The 19,445-nt window shown below is 63.1% G+C and carries 18 protein-coding genes and 2 tRNA genes; 7 read left to right on the top strand and 13 right to left on the bottom strand.

What is annotated here, in order from left to right:
• Window positions 1-56 precede the first annotated feature (56 nt).
• Complete coding sequence (locus C8C92_RS12280; protein ID WP_071077924.1) at window positions 57-455, top strand: hemerythrin family protein; 399 nt, start codon at window positions 57-59, stop codon at window positions 453-455.
• Window positions 456-461: 6 nt separating this feature from the next.
• On the opposite strand, the gene C8C92_RS12275 is transcribed toward C8C92_RS12280, so the two are convergent.
• Window positions 462-1,289, bottom strand: coding sequence for a hypothetical protein (locus C8C92_RS12275; protein WP_133250741.1), 828 nt, complete (start codon window positions 1,287-1,289; stop codon window positions 462-464).
• 324 nt (window positions 1,290-1,613) lie between these two features.
• Between C8C92_RS12275 and C8C92_RS12270 the strand changes: the two genes are divergently transcribed.
• On the top strand, window positions 1,614-3,848 hold the full coding sequence (locus C8C92_RS12270) for a TonB-dependent siderophore receptor (RefSeq protein WP_165829394.1): 2,235 nt from the start codon (window positions 1,614-1,616) through the stop codon (window positions 3,846-3,848).
• On the opposite strand, the gene C8C92_RS12265 is transcribed toward C8C92_RS12270, so the two are convergent.
• On the bottom strand, window positions 3,845-4,594 hold the full coding sequence (locus C8C92_RS12265; RefSeq protein ID WP_165829392.1) for a nucleotidyltransferase domain-containing protein: 750 nt from the start codon (window positions 4,592-4,594) through the stop codon (window positions 3,845-3,847). The two genes, C8C92_RS12270 and C8C92_RS12265, sit on opposite strands and share 4 nt — an antisense overlap.
• A gap of 94 nt (window positions 4,595-4,688) precedes the next feature.
• Here C8C92_RS12265 and C8C92_RS12260 point away from each other — a divergent pair, with 94 nt between their 5' ends.
• Together C8C92_RS12260 and C8C92_RS12255 are read left to right on the top strand one after the other, a co-directional pair.
• Window positions 4,689-5,255: a methylated-DNA--[protein]-cysteine S-methyltransferase gene (locus tag C8C92_RS12260; protein WP_116744068.1), complete on the top strand. Its 567-nt coding sequence runs from the start codon at window positions 4,689-4,691 to the stop codon at window positions 5,253-5,255.
• A gap of 58 nt (window positions 5,256-5,313) precedes the next feature.
• Window positions 5,314-5,688 carry a DUF1294 domain-containing protein gene (locus C8C92_RS12255; protein ID WP_116744067.1) on the top strand — a complete coding sequence of 125 codons (375 nt, stop codon included), beginning with the start codon at window positions 5,314-5,316 and terminating at the stop codon, window positions 5,686-5,688.
• Window positions 5,689-5,703: 15 nt separating this feature from the next.
• Here C8C92_RS12255 and C8C92_RS12250 read toward each other — a convergent pair whose 3' ends face one another.
• The 7 genes from C8C92_RS12250 to cydD all read right to left on the bottom strand — a co-directional run bounded on the left by C8C92_RS12250 (window position 5,704) and on the right by cydD (window position 14,840).
• Window positions 5,704-6,432 (bottom strand): hypothetical protein, encoded by a 729-nt coding sequence (locus C8C92_RS12250; protein ID WP_116744066.1) that lies wholly within the window; start codon window positions 6,430-6,432, stop codon window positions 5,704-5,706.
• Window positions 6,433-6,488: 56 nt separating this feature from the next.
• Window positions 6,489-8,054, bottom strand: a complete 1,566-nt coding sequence (locus C8C92_RS12245; RefSeq protein WP_243420183.1) for a methyl-accepting chemotaxis protein — start codon at window positions 8,052-8,054, stop codon at window positions 6,489-6,491.
• Window positions 8,055-8,461: 407 nt separating this feature from the next.
• Window positions 8,462-8,587, bottom strand: a complete 126-nt coding sequence (gene cydX / locus C8C92_RS12240) for a cytochrome bd-I oxidase subunit CydX (RefSeq protein ID WP_070258990.1) — start codon at window positions 8,585-8,587, stop codon at window positions 8,462-8,464.
• Between the two features lie 22 nt (window positions 8,588-8,609).
• Window positions 8,610-9,764, bottom strand: coding sequence for a cytochrome d ubiquinol oxidase subunit II (gene cydB, locus C8C92_RS12235; protein ID WP_116744065.1), 1,155 nt, complete (start codon window positions 9,762-9,764; stop codon window positions 8,610-8,612).
• Window positions 9,765-9,777: 13 nt separating this feature from the next.
• Window positions 9,778-11,355, bottom strand: a complete 1,578-nt coding sequence (locus tag C8C92_RS12230; protein ID WP_099759661.1) for a cytochrome ubiquinol oxidase subunit I — start codon at window positions 11,353-11,355, stop codon at window positions 9,778-9,780.
• Window positions 11,356-11,460: 105 nt separating this feature from the next.
• Complete coding sequence (locus tag C8C92_RS12225; protein WP_099759662.1) at window positions 11,461-13,143, bottom strand: ATP-binding cassette domain-containing protein; 1,683 nt, start codon at window positions 13,141-13,143, stop codon at window positions 11,461-11,463.
• Entirely contained in the window at window positions 13,140-14,840 is a 1,701-nt protein-coding gene (cydD, locus tag C8C92_RS12220) for a thiol reductant ABC exporter subunit CydD (RefSeq protein ID WP_116744064.1), read from the bottom strand. The genes C8C92_RS12225 and cydD overlap by 4 nt, the downstream gene beginning before the upstream one ends.
• A gap of 117 nt (window positions 14,841-14,957) precedes the next feature.
• Here cydD and C8C92_RS12215 point away from each other — a divergent pair, with 117 nt between their 5' ends.
• From C8C92_RS12215 to C8C92_RS12205, 3 genes are all read left to right on the top strand, one after another.
• Window positions 14,958-15,530 (top strand): GbsR/MarR family transcriptional regulator, encoded by a 573-nt coding sequence (locus C8C92_RS12215; RefSeq protein WP_242428456.1) that lies wholly within the window; start codon window positions 14,958-14,960, stop codon window positions 15,528-15,530.
• A 292-nt stretch (window positions 15,531-15,822) separates the two neighbouring features.
• Complete coding sequence (locus C8C92_RS27740; protein WP_243420182.1) at window positions 15,823-16,389, top strand: FxDxF family PEP-CTERM protein; 567 nt, start codon at window positions 15,823-15,825, stop codon at window positions 16,387-16,389.
• A gap of 171 nt (window positions 16,390-16,560) precedes the next feature.
• Window positions 16,561-16,740, top strand: coding sequence for a hypothetical protein (locus C8C92_RS12205; RefSeq protein ID WP_116744063.1), 180 nt, complete (start codon window positions 16,561-16,563; stop codon window positions 16,738-16,740).
• A 71-nt stretch (window positions 16,741-16,811) separates the two neighbouring features.
• Here C8C92_RS12205 and C8C92_RS12200 read toward each other — a convergent pair.
• From C8C92_RS12200 to folP, 4 genes are all read right to left on the bottom strand, one after another.
• Window positions 16,812-16,886: transfer RNA gene (locus C8C92_RS12200), tRNA-Arg, on the bottom strand.
• A 94-nt stretch (window positions 16,887-16,980) separates the two neighbouring features.
• Window positions 16,981-17,057 (bottom strand) — tRNA-Pro (locus C8C92_RS12195).
• Between the two features lie 81 nt (window positions 17,058-17,138).
• Complete coding sequence (glmM, locus tag C8C92_RS12190) at window positions 17,139-18,476, bottom strand: phosphoglucosamine mutase (RefSeq protein WP_116744062.1); 1,338 nt, start codon at window positions 18,474-18,476, stop codon at window positions 17,139-17,141.
• A 40-nt stretch (window positions 18,477-18,516) separates the two neighbouring features.
• A complete protein-coding gene (gene folP / locus C8C92_RS12185) occupies window positions 18,517-19,350 on the bottom strand; it encodes a dihydropteroate synthase (protein WP_116744061.1) in 834 nt (277 codons plus the stop codon).
• Window positions 19,351-19,445: the final 95 nt, after the last annotated feature.

Raw genomic sequence — 19,445 nt, 5'->3', positions numbered from 1 at the left:
GGCCACACTGGAACAGTCCGCTTCACATCGCGACGGACTTAACCGGGAGCATCGGCATGGGTATATCGGCTTGGAAAGATGAGATGGCGCTGGGCGTTCCCGCCATCGACGAGGCGCATGAGGCGCTGTTTCAGGAGCTGGCGCGGCTGGGCCAGTTGAGCGACCAGCATTTCAGCGTGGCGTTTCGCGAGCTGATTGCGGCCGTCGAGCGCGATTTCCGCGAGGAAGAGGATTTGATGGAACAAATCGCCTTCCCCTCGCTGGCGAATCACCGGGAACAGCATGCGCGCGTGCTCAGCGGTTTGCACCATGCGTGGGCCGCCGTCGATGAAGGCGACCTGGAACAGGGACGCCATGCGCTGTCGCTGCTGCCGCAATGGCTGATCTTCCACCAGGCCACCATGGACCTGGCCCTCGCGGCGGCCCTGGAGCTGGTACAGCGCCAGCCCAACTAGCTAGATCTACAGCAGCAGTACCGTGGCTTGCTCGGGCAGGACGACGCGGTAGTGTCCAGGGTATTTGTCTTCGCCGTCGAAAATCTTGCAAAACACGGGCTGATTGATGTCATTGACGGCCGGCTCATTCATGGGCAAGGTGGCGATCAGTTGCTCGCCATCCATCAGCTGCAAGGCGCTGCCCCGCTCGGTCGCGCAAAAGGCCAGCGATTGCACATCGCTGGCGAACGGCCGCTTGTACCATGGCGTGATGGCCCGCACGGCGCGCCGCGCATCGTGCAAGACTTGCCCCACGCGCGTGACGTTCCACGCATCGCGCGCCACGGACGGCTGGAGCACGATATTGGCCGTCAACTCGCCCCTTCCCTTGTTCACCAGGAAAGTGCCATCTTGCGCGGCGATGTCGTCGTTGAGCGGCACGACAAACACGCCGCCGGCAGACACCCTGATCGGCACGGCAGCGCCATTGCCTTGCAGGGCCACGCGCACATCGTCGATGGTGGCACTGAGCTTGGCGGGAATCAGGCGCAGGGCCATGACCACGCTGCCACTCGACACTTGCCACACCTTCCTGGCCGTCAGATAACTCTCGCGGTAAGCCATGAAACGGATGCGCGGCGCCTTGGCGTCGCTGTTGGCCGTGATCGTCACCGTTTGCGATGGCAAGGCGTCCTCTGCGGGCGCCGGCGCAGCAGATGTGGCGGATGCGGCAGCCATGGCGGGCGGCACGCTGGCGCTGTGCAGTGGCGCGGGAACAGCCGGCGGCGCGTGTTCCTGGGCTTGCCCCAACGACACGACACACAACCATCCGGCACAAGCGATCCATGTACGCATGCATTTCTTTCAATGAGGAAAATATTTTATCAGCGCCTGCATTATCGCAGAAGGCCGGACGATGCGCCTCCATTGGCCTGCCGCACTCTGTTGGTGCGCACGCTTGATTATTTGGCAAATACCACCTATATTGATAATGATTCTTATTCACGAAAGTGAGGGGAATCGCGCGCCCTTCTTTTCCACTGCCCGACCGCGCCGGGCCTTGCGGTGGAACTGCTATCCAAGCCAGACCGCGGGCCAGCGTCATGCCATCCCCCCAGCTACTGCGCACATCGCCAGACGAGATAGGAAAACACACGACTAAAATATTCCAGGAAAATGATGCAATCAACGACAGTCTTCCCTTCTTCGCGCCAGCCCGCCTTGCGCCCCCTCCCCCGTTTATTACACATCAGCCTGCTCAGCCTTGCCGCTGGCGTGGCCCTGCCGGCGCAGGCCGCCGATGCCGCTGCGGCCGACGTCACCATGCCAGCCGTCACCGTGACAGGCCAGTCGACAGCGACGACGGAAGGCACGCAATCGTACACGGCTGGCGAAGCGCGCAGCGCCACGCGCATGGACCTGTCCCTGCGCGAAACGCCGCAATCGGTCAGCATCATCACGCGCCAACTGCTCGACGACCTGGGCGCCGTGCGCCTGGACCAGGCGCTGGCGCAGACGACGGGCATCCAGGTGGGCCAGAACGACACGGAGCGCACGACCTTTTATGCGCGCGGCTTCGGCATCAACAATCTCCAGATCGACGGCATGGCGCGCGGCGGCAATGCGCCGCTGCAAGACACGATCCTGTACGACCGCATCGAGGTGGTGCGCGGCGCGACGGGCTTGATGGGCGGCAAGGGCGACCCGTCGGCCACCATCAACATGATACGCAAGCGGCCGACGAAGGAGTTCCAGGCCAGCGCCGGCCTGATCATGGGCCGCTGGGATGACCAGCGCTTCGAAGCCGACCTGTCCACGCCGCTGAACGCGGAGCGCAGCGTGCGTGCACGCACGGCCCTGGCCTGGCAAAAACGCGATTCCTACCTGGACATGTATCACGAGCGCAAGACGGTCGGCATGGTCATCCTTGAGGCGGACGTACGCCCCGGCACCCTGCTGACGGCCGGCGTCGACTTCCAGGACAACCAGCCGACAGGCGCCACCTGGGGCGCCGTGCCCTACTGGAATGCGGATGGCAGCCTGGCCAACTTGCCGCGCAACACCAGCCTCACGACGCCGTGGAGCACCTGGGCCAACAAGCAGCACACGGTATTCACGTCGCTGGATCAGCGCCTGCCCGGCAACTGGAACATGCACCTGGGCTATGCGCGCACGGAAAGCACGAACCGCACCACCGTCGCCTATGCGGGCGGCGGCAAGCCCGATCCGGCCACGGGCGAAGGCATGTTCCTGTGGACGGGCGCCTATGGCCCGGGCAAGACCACGGGCGACAACTTCGACGTGTACGCCAGCGGCCCGTTTACCTTGCTGGGGCGCAAGCATACGGCCATCGTCGGCTGGAACGGCGGCAACCAGCGCGCCCGCTCGCTGGGCGGCAAGGCGAAAATCGAGTACCCGGACTTCGTCCCCGATTACCGCAACTGGACGGGCAACATCCCCCGCCCCGTGTTCCACCCGGACGGATCGCACACGGAAACCGTCACGCGCCTGGCAGGCGGCTACGTGGCCACGCGCTTGAGCCTGGCCGATCCGCTGCACGTCATCATCGGCGCGCGCAGCAGTACTTACCGCACGGACACACGCAGCTACGATAAGCGTGGCGCGTACACGGGCAGCGGCGACTTCGTGGCAACGCGCAATGAAGTCACGCCCTACGTGGGCGCCGTGTTCGACATCAACAAGCAGTATTCCGCCTACGCCAGCTTCACGCAGCTGTTCAATCCGCAGACTAGCAAGGACCGCAACAACCAGTTCCTGGCGCCGGAAACGGGCGACAACGCGGAACTGGGTATCAAGGGCGAATTTTATGAAGGCAAGCTGAACGCGTCGGCCGCCCTGTTCCATACGAAGAAAAAGAACATGGCCGAGCTGGACCGCACGGTAGCGCCCGGCTTCTTGCTGCCCGACGGCGGCCAGGCGATGGTGGCCAATGGCGCCGGCGTGACGGCCAAGGGCGTGGAGTTCGACGTCTCCGGCCAGATCACGCCCGCCTGGGAAGCGAGCGGCGGCTATACCTATCTGCACGCGGCCGAGGCCGATGGCCGCCGCGCCGCCACCACGCAGCCGCGCCACTTGCTGCGCCTGGCCACCAGCTACCGCTTCGACGGCCGACTGGCCGGTCTGAAAGCGGGCGCCAGCATGACGGCGCAAAGCGCCACCTACAGCGAATCGTGGTACGGCCGCCCGCCAACGGGCGAGATGACGAATATCCCGCAGGCCGGCTATGCACTGGTCAACGCCATGGCCAGCTATGCCATCAACCGCCACGCCAGCGTGCAGCTGAACGTGAATAACTTGCTCGATAAAAAGTACTACCGCAACGTGGGCTTCTTCGACGGCGTGTTCTGGGGTGAGCCGCGCAACATCAGCCTGGCCGTGCGCACGGCGTTTTAAGCACGCCAGTGGGCGGGCGCTGGCAAGCTAAATCCTTCCAGCAAGGGCCCGCCCACGGGCGCCAGCACGGCGGCGGTGACGTGCTCGAACGCGCGCTGGCCCGCCGCAAGATCGCTGGCGACCAGGCGCAAGGCCCCGTCCAGCTGCTCGGCGATGGCCGCGTCAAATGCCTGCAGGCGGCGGTACAGGTGCTTGCCGCCGCCGCTCCATTCACCGGCCGCGCGCAGGTGCAGGTCGGCCAGCGCTGGATACAGCTGGCAGGCCACGGCCAGCGTCTCGCCCGGGTGCGTGCTGTCGACCAGGTCTTCCAGCGCGGTGGTGATGGCGTAGCGGCGCCGCTGCAAGTTTTCCGCGTCGAGCACGGGCGGCCCGGCAGCATCGATGGCGTGCGCCAGCGCATGCAGCCGGGCATAGGCGTCGCCGGCGGCGAGGATGTTTTCCCCTTCCAGCACCATGTGCGCCAGCGGCACCGTGCCGCCGGGCGCATCCATTTCCTTGCAAAAATAGGTGAACGTGGCCAGGTCGTGCGCGAACAGTTCCACCGTGCGCCCTTCGGCCACGATGGTCGAGCGCCAGGCGCAATCGACGTGCTCGAACAGCAGCAGCAAATCGATATCGGAACTGGGCGTCTGCCGGCCCGTGGCAAACGAGCCGCCGATGATGGCCGCCACGGCCGCGGGATAGTGTTCCTGCACTAGCCGCACGGCAATCGCGCGGATGGCGTCATAAGTGGGGATCGTCGTCAAAGCCAGTGCTCCATGCCGAAAAACGCTATCCTACACGCAATACGCGGCACGCCGCCAGCCTGCTACACTGGCGCTCTCCGATCAAGGAACAAGCATGGAATACGACTGCATCGTGGTGCCCTCGCCCGTGGGCGAGCTGACCCTGGTGGCGCGTGGCGCGGCCCTGGCCGCGATTTTGTGGGAAAACGACAAGCCGAACCGCGTGCGCCTGGGCGAGATGCGCGCCGATGACGGTTGCGCCGTGCTGCTGGAAACGGCGCGCCAGCTGCGCGAGTATTTTGCCGGCACGCGCCAGCAATTTGAGGTGCCGCTCGATTTTGCCGGCACGCCATTCCAGCAGGAAGTCTGGCGCGCGCTGCTGACCATACCGTACGGCCAGACGCGCAGCTATGGCGAGATCGCGCGCCAGATCGGCCGTCCCGCCGCCGTGCGCGCCGTGGGCGCCGCCAACGGCAAGAATCCCATTTCCATCATCGCCCCCTGCCACCGCGTCATCGGCGCCACGGGCGAGTTGACGGGCTTTGCGGGCGGCCTGCATGCCAAGGAAACGTTATTGGCGCTGGAAGGCATCGCCCTGTCCAGCGACCGCGAAGCGCTGAAGACGGGTCACGCCCGCCGCCGCGCCGTGCATGTTGATTTGGCGCAAGGCTGTTTATTTTAGACAGCAGCATCGCTCCCCGTGTGGGATACTCACGCCCCCGCTCAAGCCACCACATCCTATGCCCTACCTTGTCATCCTGTTCTTTGTCGTTTTGTATTTACTGGCCACGTTCTTTTTCCACATCCCCGCCCTGGTCGCCCTCGTGTATGGCGTGCTGAGCCTGAGCTGTTTCGTCGCCTATGCGATCGACAAGTCGGCCGCCAAACAGGGGCGCTGGCGCACCTCGGAGCGCACCTTGCTGCTATTGGGACTGCTGTGCGGCTGGCCGGGCGCCGTGTTGGCCCAGCAATGGCTGCGCCACAAGTCCAGCAAGCGTTCGTTCCGCATCCTGTTCTGGATCACCGTCGCCCTCAATATCGGCGCTTTCGTGTATTTCAGCGTGCATTACGCGGCGCCCGATATCGGCACCGAGGTCGCGCCCATCGAGCTGTAGGACTGTCCCCTCCCTTTACTCGCCCAGCAGGCGCAGCGACTCCAGCCAGTCCGCCTTCCATTCGCGCAGCAAGGGCTGCGTGGCGAAGGCCTTCTTCAGGTGCGCCATCGGCACGCGGTGCACATCGTGCAGGCCGAACGCCAGGGTGACGGGATGCCACAGGTGGCTGTTCTTGCCACCGCGCGAATTCTTGCGCACGCGCGCGCCATCGTCGCCAAAGATGCCCACGCCACTGGCCATGCCTTTGTCCAGGTCGACCTTGCCCACGCCGGCAAAGGCAAGCAAAATCTGCTCGCGCCCCAGGCCCTTCAAGGCACTGGGCAAGACAAACGGCGCGGCATTGTCAGTTCCGGCTTCCGGCTCGGCCGGCTGCGGGTGCTGCAACTCCTTGAGCAAGCGCAATAAGTCACGCTCCTGGAAGTGCAAACCGTCCAGCGGCACGCGCAAGCCAGGCGCCTTCAGTTCGATGGCGATATTGCCGGAGTCGCGCGTAAAGCGCAGCCACACGTCATCGGCGCCCGAGGCCAGGTGCTCTTTGTCCTCGATAAACACGACAGGCGCCGCATAGCGCGTCACGCCGTCATGGAACAGCTCGGCCCAGGCGTCGCTGTAATCGAGCCAGACATACGGCAAGCCGCCCTGCTCCAGCAGGCGCGCCAGGGTCCACGGCGTGCCCGTCTGTTGCGCCAGCCAGGCACAGGCTTGGGTGGCGGTGGCGCGGTATGGCAAAGAAAGGGTAGTCATGGCAGTTCCGTCGATAAAAGTGGAGCGCAGTGTAGCAGACGCCGCCATCACGCCGGTCAGGCAGACGCCAGCAATGTAAACACGCGCACTTCCTGCATCATATTGTGCGCCTGCTCCTGCATGCTGGCCGCTGCCGTTGTGGCCTGTTCGACCAGGGCGGCATTCTGCTGGGTCACTGCATCCATTTGACTGATGGCCTGATTCACCTGTTTGATGCCGTCGCTTTGTTCGTGGCTGGCGACGGCGATTTCCCCCATGATGCCCGCCACCAACTGCACAGAGGAGACGATTTTCTGCATCGTGCCGCCCGCCTCATCGGCCAGATTGCTGCCAAGCTCGACTTTTTCGACCGACTCGGCAATCAGCTGCTTGATCTCTTTGGCGGCAGTGGCGGAGCGTTGCGCCAGGGTGCGCACCTCCGACGCGACGACAGCAAAACCACGCCCCAGTTCACCGGCGCGCGCGGCTTCGACAGCCGCGTTCAGGGCCAGAATATTGGTCTGAAACGCGATGCCGTCAATCACGGAAATGATCTCGACGATACGCTTCGAGCTATCCTTGATGGACACCATGGTCGCGACGACACGGTCGACCACTTGCCCGCCCTGCAGCGCTACCGCTGAAGCCGACAAGACCAGTTGATTGGCTTGCTGGGCGTTTTCGGCAGTCTGCTGCACAGTGCTGGTTAACTGCTGCATCGCCGACGACGTTTGTTCCAGTGCACCGGCCTGTGCCTCCGTTCTCGCCGAGAGGTCCATATTTCCAGCAGCGATTTCCTGCGAGGCAGTCGAAATGGTTTCAGTACCGCTACGCACGCGGCCCACCGTGTGACGCAGGCTCTCATTCATGCTTTTCAGAGCACGCATCAATTCGCCCGGCTCGTCGTGATAATCGGTCGCGATATCGCTACGCAGATCACCGGAAGCGACAATGCGGGCAAGCTTCACGGCGTCCTGCAGCGGTCTGGTAATACTTTTGGAAATGAGCACCGCCACCGCAATCCCCGTGCCCAGCGAAAGCAGCAGTGTCAGCAACAGCATGCTGCTCGCTACCGTGATGCGCTCTCCCGACGCCGCTTCAATCGCCGACGCGCGTTGCGTGGTCTTCTCTACCAGTTGCTGAATTGCCTGCAGATGCTGGGTGTAACTGATCGTCATTTTTTTCATCGCCAACGTGGCGCCAACCTTATCCTGCGCCTCTATTGCCGGAATGAACTGTTGCAGTGCCACCGTATAGAAGGCCTGTGCCGGCGTATGGGCCTTGTTCAGCAACAGGTCGGCGATATCGGCATCGAGTTTCTCACGCGTCCAGAAGGCATGGCGCTCATCGTAATCATGTTTGAGCGTTGTAAAGCGAGCGATTAACTGCGCCTGTTCGGCACGATCCTCGGTCGCCATCAGCTGAAAAGTGACCAGATAGGATTCCAGTATGTATTCCGGTGGTGGCAACACGTCCGCAATCAGATCCTTGCTTTGCACTATTTTCTGATACACCGGGCCGTTCACTTTCCATTCTTGCAGAGTCTTGAACGACCATAGGCCATAGAGGATGAAGCCAGCTGAAAAGATCACGATCAGCACAGCTAAACGGTGCGATAGTTTGAGTGCTCGCAACATATGCATGATGTTTCCTTATCTTAGCTGTGCTTGCCTCTGGTTCAGCTACTGAGTAACACTACTCTCGCATGTATGGCAGGCGATCATTCGAAGTCATTATTCTTATTAAAAAATCATTTAATTGTTACATGAGACAACTTATTTTACATCGAATTTATGCCAATTTGACGCCTTGCTAATTAAAATTAACAAAAACAACAAAAATAAAACAAAATACATGAATTTTTATCGCGAATCTCTACCCGCATGGCGACGATTTCTATGGTGCTCGTACAACACAGCGAGTCTTTCTTCAGCGCATTCCTGTTCCTGTGGCTGCTTTCCGCACATCCGTGAACCAGCATAAAAAAACCCCGCCGGGCAGCGATGGTAAAACCATCGCGCCGGGCGGGGCCAGTCAAGCCGACACGCGCCTACTTCGGCGTGTCACGGTATTGTTCCGGCGTCGTGTCGCCATCGGCAATTTCATACCACATCGCATTGAGCACGGCGAACGTCGCCGCCAGCGGAAGACCCAGTATCCAGGCGAAATACCACATAGTTAGTTCCTTTCCTTAATTCTTAGTAAGCGTGACCGCTGTCGTCTTCGATGGCTTTGCCGTCAACCTTGCCCCACAGTACTTTATATACCCAGGTCGTGTACGCCACGATGAGGGGAATGAAGACGGCCGTGACGACCAGCATGATGAACAGGGTCATGTGGCTGGACGAGGAATCCCACACCGTCAGGCTGGCGCGCGGATCGATCGACGAGGGCAGGATGAACGGGAACATGGCCGCGCCCACGCTGAGGATGATGCCGGCGATGGCCGCCGCGCTGGCCAGCAAGGCCGGCACTTCGCGGCGCGCGCGCAGCAAGGCGAACGCCAGCAGCGGGCCCAGCAAGCCGAAGGCCGGAGCGATCCAGGTCCACGGATGAGCGGCAAAGTTGAGGAACCAGGCGCCCACGTGCACTTGCGCCGTTTTCAGCATCGGATTCGACGGACCGTCGACCACCACCGCGCTGCTGATGCGGTAGCCATCGACCCACAGCCACAGGGCCACGCCGGCGGCCGCATACAGTACCACGGTGGCAATCGCCGCCACGCTGCCGTAGCGGCGCGAACGGTCAGCTATGGCGCCGTCCGTTTTCAGCTGCAGCCAGGTGGCGCCGTGCATCACCAGCATGGCCACCGAGACGAGGCCGCACAGCAAGGCGAACGGGTTGAGCAGAGCGAAGAAGCTGCCATCGTAGAAGATGTGCATGTCTGGCGAGAAACGGAACGGCACGCCTTGCAGCACGTTGCCGATCGCCACGCCGCAGATCAGGGCCGGCACGAAGCCGCCCACGAACAGGGCCGCGTCCCAGCGGGCGCGCCAGCGCGGGTCTTCGCGCTTGCTGCGGAATTTGAACGCCACGGGACGCACGATCAGCGCCACCAGGATGACGAACATGGCCAGGTAAAAGCCCGAGAACGAGACGGCGTACAGTTGCGGCCAGGCGGCAAAGATGGCGCCGCCACCGAGGATCAGCCACACCTGGTTGCCTTCCCACACGGGACCGATACTGTTGATGACGACCCGGCGTTCCAGGTCCGTCTTGCCAACGAACGGCAGCAAGATGCCCGTGCCCAGGTCGAAGCCGTCCGTGATGGCAAAGCCCACCAGCAAGATGCCGATCAGCAGCCACCAGATCAGGCGCAGTGTTTCGTAAGAAATCATTTCATGCAAAATCATGGTCTGGCCCTCCTTAGGCGCGTTGAGTATGAATGGCTGCGGCCGCTGGCACGGGGGCCGGCGCCGTTTCTTCCGGCCCCTTGCGGATAGCCTTGAGCATCAGCTTCATTTCGATAATCAACAGCACGGTGTAGATGGCGGCAAAGCCGGCAATGGTGATGAGCAAGGTCGTCGCGCCCAGGTTGGAGACCGCCACGGCCGTTGGCAGCACGCCTTCGATGACCCACGGCTGGCGGCCCACTTCGGCTACGATCCAGCCCGCTTCAATCGCCACCCACGGCAGCGGGATGGCGAATACGGCCAGCTTCAGCAGCCAGCGGTGCTTGTCCAGGGTGCGGCGCGTCGACAGGATGAAGAATGTGCCGGTGAGCAAGATAAAGAACATGCCCAGGCCCACCATCACGCGGAAGGACCAGAACAAGGGCCCCACGGGCGGCACGGTGTCGAGCGCGGCCTTGCGGATCTGCTCGGGCGTCGCCTGGCGCGGGTCATCGACGTAGCGTTTCAGCAGCAAGGCGTAACCCAGGGACTGGCCTTTCGACTCGAACATGTCCTTCGCCTCTTGCGGCACGGGCGCGCCAGGCGCCACGCTGCGGATGGTTTGCAGCGCGTCATACGCCTTGATGCCATCCTTGATCAGCAGTTCGCCGCGGTCGACCAGCTGCTCGATGCCGGGGATTTCCGTCGTCAGCGAACGCGTGCCGATCAGGCCCATCACCATCGGGATGTGCACGGCGTAATGCGTCTCGCGCGCTTCCGCGTCGGGGAAGCCGAAGGCCGTGAAGGCGGCAGGCGCCGGCTCCGTGGTCCACATGGCCTCAATCGCGGCCAGTTTCATCTTCTGGTGTTCCGACGACAGGTAGCCGCTTTCATCACCGAGTACCACCACCGACAAGGTAGCGGCCAGGCCGAACGAGGCGGCCACCGTCATCGAACGCTTGGCCAGCTGCACGTGGCGGCCCTTCAGCAGATACCAGGCGGAAATACCCAGCACGAAAATCGACGCGGCCGTATAGCCGGCCGACACGGTGTGCACGAATTTCGCCTGCGCCACGGGATTCGTCAGCACGGCGCCGAAATCCGTGATTTCCATGCGCATGGTCTGCGGATTGAAGGCCGCGCCGACGGGATTTTGCATCCAGCCGTTGGCGATCAGAATCCACAGGGCCGAGAAGTTCGAGCCGATGGCCACCAGCCAGGTGGTGATCAGGTGACCGCGCTTGGACAGCTTGTCCCAGCCGAAGAAGAACAGGCCGACGAAGGTCGCTTCCAGGAAGAAGGCCATCAAGCCCTCGATGGCCAGCGGCGCGCCGAAAATGTCGCCCACATAATGGCTGTAATAGCTCCAGTTCATGCCGAACTGGAATTCCATGACGATGCCCGTCGCCACGCCCATGGCGAAGTTGATGCCGAACAAGACACCCCAGAACTTGGTCATGTCGCGCCAGATGGGGCGGTTCGTCATCACGTAAACCGTTTCCATGATGGCGAGGATCACTGACAGGCCGAGCGTCAGCGGAACGAATATAAAGTGGTACAGAGCTGTCAGCGCGAACTGCAGTCTGGATAAAGCGACAATATCGAAGTCCATATGATTTCCTTGGTGTTTCCCTACTGTAAGTGTAAACCTGGTATCTACATGCGGCTGTTCGATAGCTTCTGCTGCTGTAAGCTATCGGGCTGTGCCGCCCGCCCGTCAATCTCCGCGCAAGCCGGCCAGTGCCGCCTCGAAGGCCGGTGTGCCCCGGCGCGCATCACCGACGATGCGGCCATCGCGCAGGCTGACCAGCCGGTCCGCCAGCGCTGCTTCGCGCCGCAAGTGGGTTGCAATCAGCAAGCTGCGTCCGTCGCAGCGCGCGCGCAAGCGCTGCAAGACATCGATGGCCACCTGTGCATTCAGCGCTTCCGTCGCTTCGTCCAGCAGCCACAAGGTCGATTCGTGCAGGAACAGCCGCGCCAGCGCCAGGCGCCGCGCCTGTCCGCCCGACAAGCCCAGGCCGCCCTCGCCCAGCTGCGTATCGAGGCCGCCGGCAAACGCCCGCACTTCCTCATCCAGGCCGGCCGATTGCAGCGCCGCCCACAGCTGCGCATCGCTGGCGCACGGGTCGGCCAGGCGCAGGTTGTCGCGCAGGCTGTCCTGGAACAATTCCGTCTTCTGGGTAAACAAACAGGCGCGCGGCGCGGCCACCGTTCCCGACAGCGGCGCCAGCTCGCGCGCGGCGATGGCCAGCAAGGTCGACTTGCCAGCGCCGCTGGGACCGATCAAGGCCACGCGCTCGCCATCGGCGATGTGCAGGGAAATATCATGCAAAATGGCATTCTTGCTGCCCGCATGCGCGGCGCTGACGCGTTCCAGGCGCAAGCCCGGTGCGGCATCAAAGGGCGGCAGCGCCACCTCATTGCCGTCAAGGCGCGGCGCCAGGCGGCGCATGGCCAGCAGCATGCGCCCCGCTTCCAGCGCGCCACGGCGCAGCCCCGCAAACGGTTCCACGGCCGTCAGGGCGATCAGCAGAGCCAGCGCCGCCAGCGGCAAACTCATCGTTTGTTGCTGCACCAGCGCTGCCACGGCCAGCAGCACGCCAGCCAGGGTCGCGCTGCCGGCCACGCCATACGCGGCGCCGGCGGCCGTCTCCAGGCGCAGCAGGGCGAAATCGGCTTGCGCCAGCGAACGGTCGATCTGCGCCAGCGCGGCGCACTGGGCGTCGATGCGGCCCGCCATCACCAGATCCGTCTGACCGGCCACCAGGTCGATGGTGCCGGAACGCAATTTTTCGATGGCGCGCGAACGCACGATGGCGGGACGGCGGGCACGCTGCGCCACGACCCAGCTGATGCCGCCGCCGGCGACCAGCAGCCACGCGGCCAGGCCCAGGCCCAGCTGCCACTGCATCACGCCCAGCGCCACGCCGGCCAGCAAGGCTACGCACAGGGCCGTGAAGGCAGGCACCAGCAGGCGCAAATACAGCGATTCGAGCGCGTCGATATCGGCCGTCAGGCGGAACAGCAGCTTGGCGGGCTGGCGCAGCAGGCGGCTGGCCGCTTCCGGGCGCGACCAGCCGCGAAACAGCCGCACGCGAATGCTGGCCAGTGCGGCGAACGTGGCGTCGTGCGTGACGAGCCGTTCCGCATAGCGCGAACCCGTGCGGCCGATGGCCAGCAAGCGGATGCCGGCCGACGGGCCGAACACGTCGAACAGGATCGCCGTCGAGGCATGCAGGCCGGCAATCGAGGTGGCGGTAATAAACCAGCCGGACAAGCCCAACAAGGCCATGCCGGCCACCGCCGTCAGGGCCGCCAGCAAGGCCCCCCCGATCAGCTTGCCGGGCTGGGCCAGCAGCAATTGCCGCAGGACGGGGCTCGATATGAGGGAAGTTTTCATGCCAGCTGTTCCTGTTCGTGCTCCTGTGCCAGCGCCCGGACATCGACCTGTACCGTGCGCTGCAGCCGGCCGGCCAGCACGGGGTCGTGCGTGGCGACGATCATCGTCTTGCCCTTGGCCAGTGCCAGCAAGGCGTCCGTGACGCGCGCCGCCGTTTCGCTGTCCAGGTGGGCCGTCGGTTCATCGACCAGCAGCAAGTCCGCGTGCGGATGCAGGGCCACGCGGGCCAGGGCCAGGCGCACGGCTTCGCCGCCGGACAAGCCCTGGCCGCCATCGCTGAGCATGATGGCCGGCTGCGCCTGCGCCACGCTAGCCAGGTCGGCCAGGTGCAGCGCCTGCGTCACCTGCGCAGCGTTCGCACCGAGGCGGCCCAGGGTCACATTCTGGCTGACGGAGGCGGCAAACACGTGCGGACGCTGGCCCATCCAGGCCATGCGCTGGCGCAAGGTATTCACCGTGCTGTCGCTCAGGCGCACGCCGCCGATGCGGATCTCTCCACCGCCGGCGGGCAGCAAGCCGGCCAGCAAGGATAGCAAGGTGGTCTTGCCGGCGCCGCTGGCGCCCAGCAGGGCCACGTGTTCACCGGCACGCACCGTCAAGTCGAAGCGCTCGAATACGGGCGCTTCGCCGGGGTGGGCAAAGCGCAGTTGATGGATGTCGACGGCCGGTGGTGGCGCCACCGCCATGGCGGCGGCGGAAACGGCAGCCACTGCCACACCAAAGCCAGGCAGGGGCACGCCCTCGCCCGCCAGGTCATGCAGGCCGGCCAGGCCCGCTTCGCCGGCCGCCTTGTCGTGCCAGACGGCGGCCAGTTCGCGCAGGGGCTCGAAGAATGCGGGCGCCAGCAGCAGGATGAACAAGCCCTGCCCCAGGCTCAGTTCGCGGCCCCAGGTGCCGAAATTGATGCTGCCCAGCAAGGAGAAACCGATAAACGCCGCCACCATGGCCACCCCCAGCGCGGAAAACAGTTCCAGCACGGCGGACGACAAAAAGGCGATGCGCAGCACCACCATCGTGCGCCGGCGCACGGATTGCGACGAGGCATCCAGGCGTTCCGCCGTGGCGTTGACGGCGTCGAGCGCGCGCAGGGTGGCCAGGCCGCGCAGGCGGTCCAATAGAAAAGCATTCATGCTGCCCATTTCCACCATCTGCGCGCGGCTGGCCGCTTGCGCGCCCATGCCCACCAGGGCCATGAAGACGGGAATCAAAGGGGCGGCGATGAGCAGGATCAGTGCGGCGATCCACGACAGCGGCGTCACGACGGCGAGAATCACCAGCGGCACGGTGAGCACTTTCCAGCGCGCCGGCTTGTAGCGCACCAGATACGGCACGATGGCTTCGGCCTGCTCGGCGATGACGCTGGCCGCCTGGCCCGACTGCGCGCGCTGGCGGTCCAGCGGCGAACGCTGCGCCAGCGCTTGCGCCACCTGGGCGCGCAAGGTGCTCAGATGGGCGCGCGCCGCCGCGTACATGCGCCGCGCGCCCCACGCTTCGCCGCCGGCGCGCAGCACGCCCAGCAGCAGCACGCCAGCGGCCGGCAGCAGGGCCGCGCGCCACGGTGCACCGTCCAGCATGGCTTGCACGGCCCAGGCCAGCAAGGCCGCTTGTGGCAGCCACAACAAGGCGGCACCACCTTGCGCCAGGCTGGCGGCGCGGGGAAGGATAAAGCGGGGCAAAGACAGTGGCGTGGTCGGCATCTCTATACTTTTTGAGTTTTCAGAATTTTCTGTAAATTCGATTTTTTGTATAATACTGCGAAACATGACATATATCAATTGACCCTGCGGGTGTGGCGTGAAAAAATTCAGATAATTATGAAAACTCAAAATATCCACATGACGCCGCTGATCCTGACCTTTGTCAGCCATTTCGGCGAGATGGGCAGCCGCTGGGGCTTTAACCGTACGGTGGGACAAGTGTACGCCTTGTTGTTTGTCGCGGAGCATCCTTTGCACGCGGATGAAATCGCGGAACACCTGAGTTTTTCACGCTCGAACGTGAGCATCGGCTTGAAGGAATTGCAGGGCTGGGGCTTGATCCGCCAGTCGCGCATCCCCGGCGACCGGCGCGAGTATTTTTCCTCGCTGGGCGATGTATGGCAAATCTTCCGCGTGGTAGCAGCAGAGCGCCGCCGCCGCGAAGTGGCACCCACCCTGACGGTGCTGCGCGAATCGCTGCTGGCGCCGGCCACGGAACCCGTGGACCAGTATGCGCAGGAGCGCATGCGCGAAATGTATGAATTGGTCGACCTGGCCAACACCTGGTTCGACGACTTGCAGCGCCTGTCGCCCGAATCGATGGCGCAACTGATGAAAATGGGCGCCAAGGTGCAAAAGTTGCTCAACGCCAAGGATCGTCTGTTTGGCGTCAGCAACAACAACGATTGACCTCCCTCCCCAAGCCAAGGCGCCGCCAGCACAAACTGGGGCGCCTTGTCACGCCATTTCCCAACGTCATGCTGGCTATCGCTGGCACAGCCAAACATAGCCATATACGATGTTATCAAGCGAACCAATAGAATTATTAAAATTGCATTAATTTATATCAAGAGTAAGCTTTCATTTGCGTATTCGCTACGCACAGGAAATAGATAAAAACGGGCAATGGGATGACTTCCCCGGCATGCAGGGACGCGTCCAGACATGATGAAGCGACTGTCTCAAGCACAAGGGGATTTTCATGAAAAGCATAAAGAGCATTGCCATCAAGGCATCCATGCTGGCCGCAATGACTGTACTGGCAAGTGCGGCGCAAGCGGCCACCTGGATCGATGTGGGTCCGGCCAGCGGTTTCGTCATCGCCGGCAGCACCGTCACGTATTCACCATCGCCGGCACTGCAGGTGAAATATTATGACGATAATCTGGTGCCGCAGAGTCCTGCGGCCATCCAAGGTTACATCAACGGCGTGTTCGGCACCAGCCTGGGCGCCGCCGTCTCGTATTGCGACAACGCCACCTCGGGCTGCACTGCCGGCACCACGGCAGGCTGGAGCGGCGGCGTCAATTCGTATATGAGCGCGACCGCCTATGACTATCTGGCCATCCACTTCGGCAAGGGCGAACTGGTGTTCCACTGGGCCGCACCCGTGGCCGCAGGCACCACTTTCACGGTGGAAGGTCTGCCCAAGGATCTGAGCAACTACAGGGCCTTCATTTCCGCCGTGCCGGAACCTGAAACCTATGCCATGCTGCTCGCCGGCCTGGGCCTGCTGGGAGTCATGGCACGCCGCCGCCAGGGAGAGTAAGCCTCATCACAAGCTGCATAACGGCAGTGGCGCAGCAGCGCCCGCTGCCACCCTCAATGCCAGCCGCATCTTTACGCCGCGCTTGCGGCGCCAGGCCCACTGTTTACACCATTTTTAGATCCCCCTCGCTATGCTCGACAGCATCAACTGCTGATCGACGAGGGAGAACTCATGCACGAACAACCGTTTCAGCCACGCGCGCGCAGCGTGATCCGCCAGCACTTGCCCGTGCGGGAACGGCTGCGTCTGGCCCGACGGGCCAACAGAAAAATCGTTTCGCTATGTTCGGCGCTGCTGTGCGCGGTGCCGCTGCTGTATTTGCTGATCGTGGTGCTGTTTGCGCAGCCTTAAGGCCGCGTGCTGACAGACAGGAAAGAGAGAAGATGGCGGCCGCATGGCGCAAGCCGTGGCCAGTATGAAACTGGTCCGCCCAGAGGGAATCGAACCCCCATTCACGGTTTAGAAGACCGTTGTCCTATCCGTTGAACGATGGGCGGAAAGGTGCAGTATTTTAATCCATGCGCGCCAGCAATGAAATGCCAGCGCGGAATAGAAAACGGGCTGTCATTTCTGACAGCCCGCTTATGACTTTGGTCGGAGTACAAGGATTCGAACCTTGGACCCCCTGGTCCCAAACCAGGTGCGCTACCGGGCTGCGCCACACTCCGAAGACAAGATAATAACGCCCCCAGCCAATTTCGTCAATTGCCATAGACGAATTAGATGGAAAAAACTATCGGCGCTTGCCTCTACACACCGACTTTATCGGCGATGCGGCGCGCCATGCTCTCGGCCAGCTCTTTATCTTTCGCCTCGACCATCACGCGGATCAGCGGTTCGGTGCCCGACGCGCGGATCAGCACGCGGCCCGTGTCGCCCAGTTCGGCCTCGACCAATTCTTTTTCGGCCACCATGGCGGCATTTTTTTGCCAGTCGAACCCGGGCGCCACGCGCAGGTTGATCAGGGTTTGCGGGAACAGCACCAGTTCGGCCAGGCATTGCTGCAGGCTCTGGCCGCTGCGCTTGAGCGCGGACAATACCTGCAGCGCGGAAACGATGCCGTCACCCGTCGTGTGGCGGTCCAGGCACAGCAGATGGCCGGAGCCCTCGCCGCCCAGTATCCAACCCTTTTCCTTCATCACTTCCAGCACGTAGCGGTCGCCCACCTTGGCGCGCGCAAAGCCGATGCCCTGCTGCTTGAACAGCACTTCCAGCGCCATGTTGGTCATCAAGGTGCCGACGGCGCCCGCCACGGGGCCCGTTGCCAGCCGGTCCTTGACCATGACGTACAACAGCTCGTCGCCGTTATACAGGCGACCCGTGGCGTCGCACATGATCAGGCGGTCGGCGTCGCCATCGAGGGCGATGCCCAGATCGGCCCCCTGCTCCACGACGGCTTCGGCCATGGCCTTGGTTGCCGTGGCGCCGAAGCCCGCATTGATGTTGAAGCCATCGGGCTTGTTGCCGATGGCGATGACTTCCGCCCCCAGCTCATGGAACACGTGCGGCGCGATATGGTAGGCGGCGCCATGCGCGCAGTCGACGACGATCTTCAGGCCGCGCAAGTCCAGCTCGTTCGGGAAGGTGCTCTTGCAAAATTCGATGTAGCGGCCCTGGGCGTCATCGAGGCGCTTGGCGCGGCCCAGCTTGTCCGACGGCACGCAAGCCATGGGCTCATCGAGCGCCGCCTCGATTTCCAGTTCCACGCTGTCGGGCAGCTTGGTGCCCTGGCCGGAAAAGAACTTGATGCCATTGTCGTGATACGGATTGTGCGAGGCGGAAATGACGACACCGGCCGACAGGCGCAGCGCCCGCGTCAGGTAGGCAATCGCCGGTGTCGGCATGGGGCCGGCCAGCATCACGTCCACGCCGGCTGCCGACAGGCCAGCCTCCAGCGCCGCTTCCAGCATGTAGCCGGAAATGCGCGTGTCCTTGCCGATCAGCACCGTCGGGCGTGCCTTGCAGCCTTGCGACTTGGCCAGCACCTTGCCGGCCGCATAGCCGAGGCGCATGACGAAATCGGGGGTGATCGGGGCCGTGCCCACCAGGCCGCGGATGCCATCGGTACCAAAATATTTACGGGTCATCGTATTTCTCTTCTTGTTGTTTATGATAGATCTTACTGGGTCAGTGTGCCATGCGCCAGACCTTCAGCGCATCGACGGTTTCAGCTACATCATGCACACGGATAATTTCTGCACCTTGCGCTACCGCAGCAAGCGCACCGGCAACACTGCCGGCCAGGCGCTGCTCGACGGGACGTCCCGTGACGGCGCCGATCATCGACTTGCGCGACAGGCCCGCCAGCACGGGCAAGCCCAGCTCGCTGCGCAACTGGCGCGTGGCGCGCAGCAAGGCATAGTTTTGTTCCACCGTCTTGCCGAAACCAAAGCCGGGATCGACGCACAGGCGCTCGCGGGCGATGCCGGCCGCCGTCATCGTGTCGATGCGCTGGCGCAGGAAGTCGGTGACTTCGCGCACCACGTCTTCGTACTGAGGCTGGGCTTGCATGGTTTCTGGCACGTTTTGCATGTGCATGATGCACAGCGCACAATCGCTGTCCTGCACGGCCTCGATGGCGCCCGGCGCGCGGAAAGCGTTGATGTCGTTGATCATGTCGGCGCCCGCCAGGATGGCTTCGCGCATCACTTCGGGTTTATACGTGTCGACGGAGAGGGGCTTGCCGCAGTCGCGCAAGGCGTACAGTACCGGCATGACGCGCGCAAGCTCGTCCTGCAGGGGCAAGGGCGGTGCGCCGGGGCGGCTCGATTCGCCGCCGATATCGATGATGTCGACGCCGTCGACTATCATCTGCTCGGCGCGCGAGAGGGCAAATTCAAGCAGTTGATACTGGCCCGCATCGGAAAACGAGTCGGGCGTGATGTTCAGGATGCCCATCACCAGCGCCTGCGTGCCGGACAGGTTGAAGCCGAAACGGCCAAATTGCAAATAGTGTCGCATGTGAATCTTTGTAGTCGTCATGAAAATCTGGCGCGGCAACGAAAAAGGGCAAGGATCACTCCTTACCCTCGTTCTTGCCATACCCTTGCGTGCCG

The organism is Janthinobacterium sp. 78, from assembly GCF_003096775.1.
GTDB lineage: Bacteria > Pseudomonadota > Gammaproteobacteria > Burkholderiales > Burkholderiaceae_D > Janthinobacterium > Janthinobacterium tructae.
The sequence above is the reverse complement of the archived record's forward strand: the minus strand, read 5'-3'. Positions and strand labels throughout refer to the sequence as shown.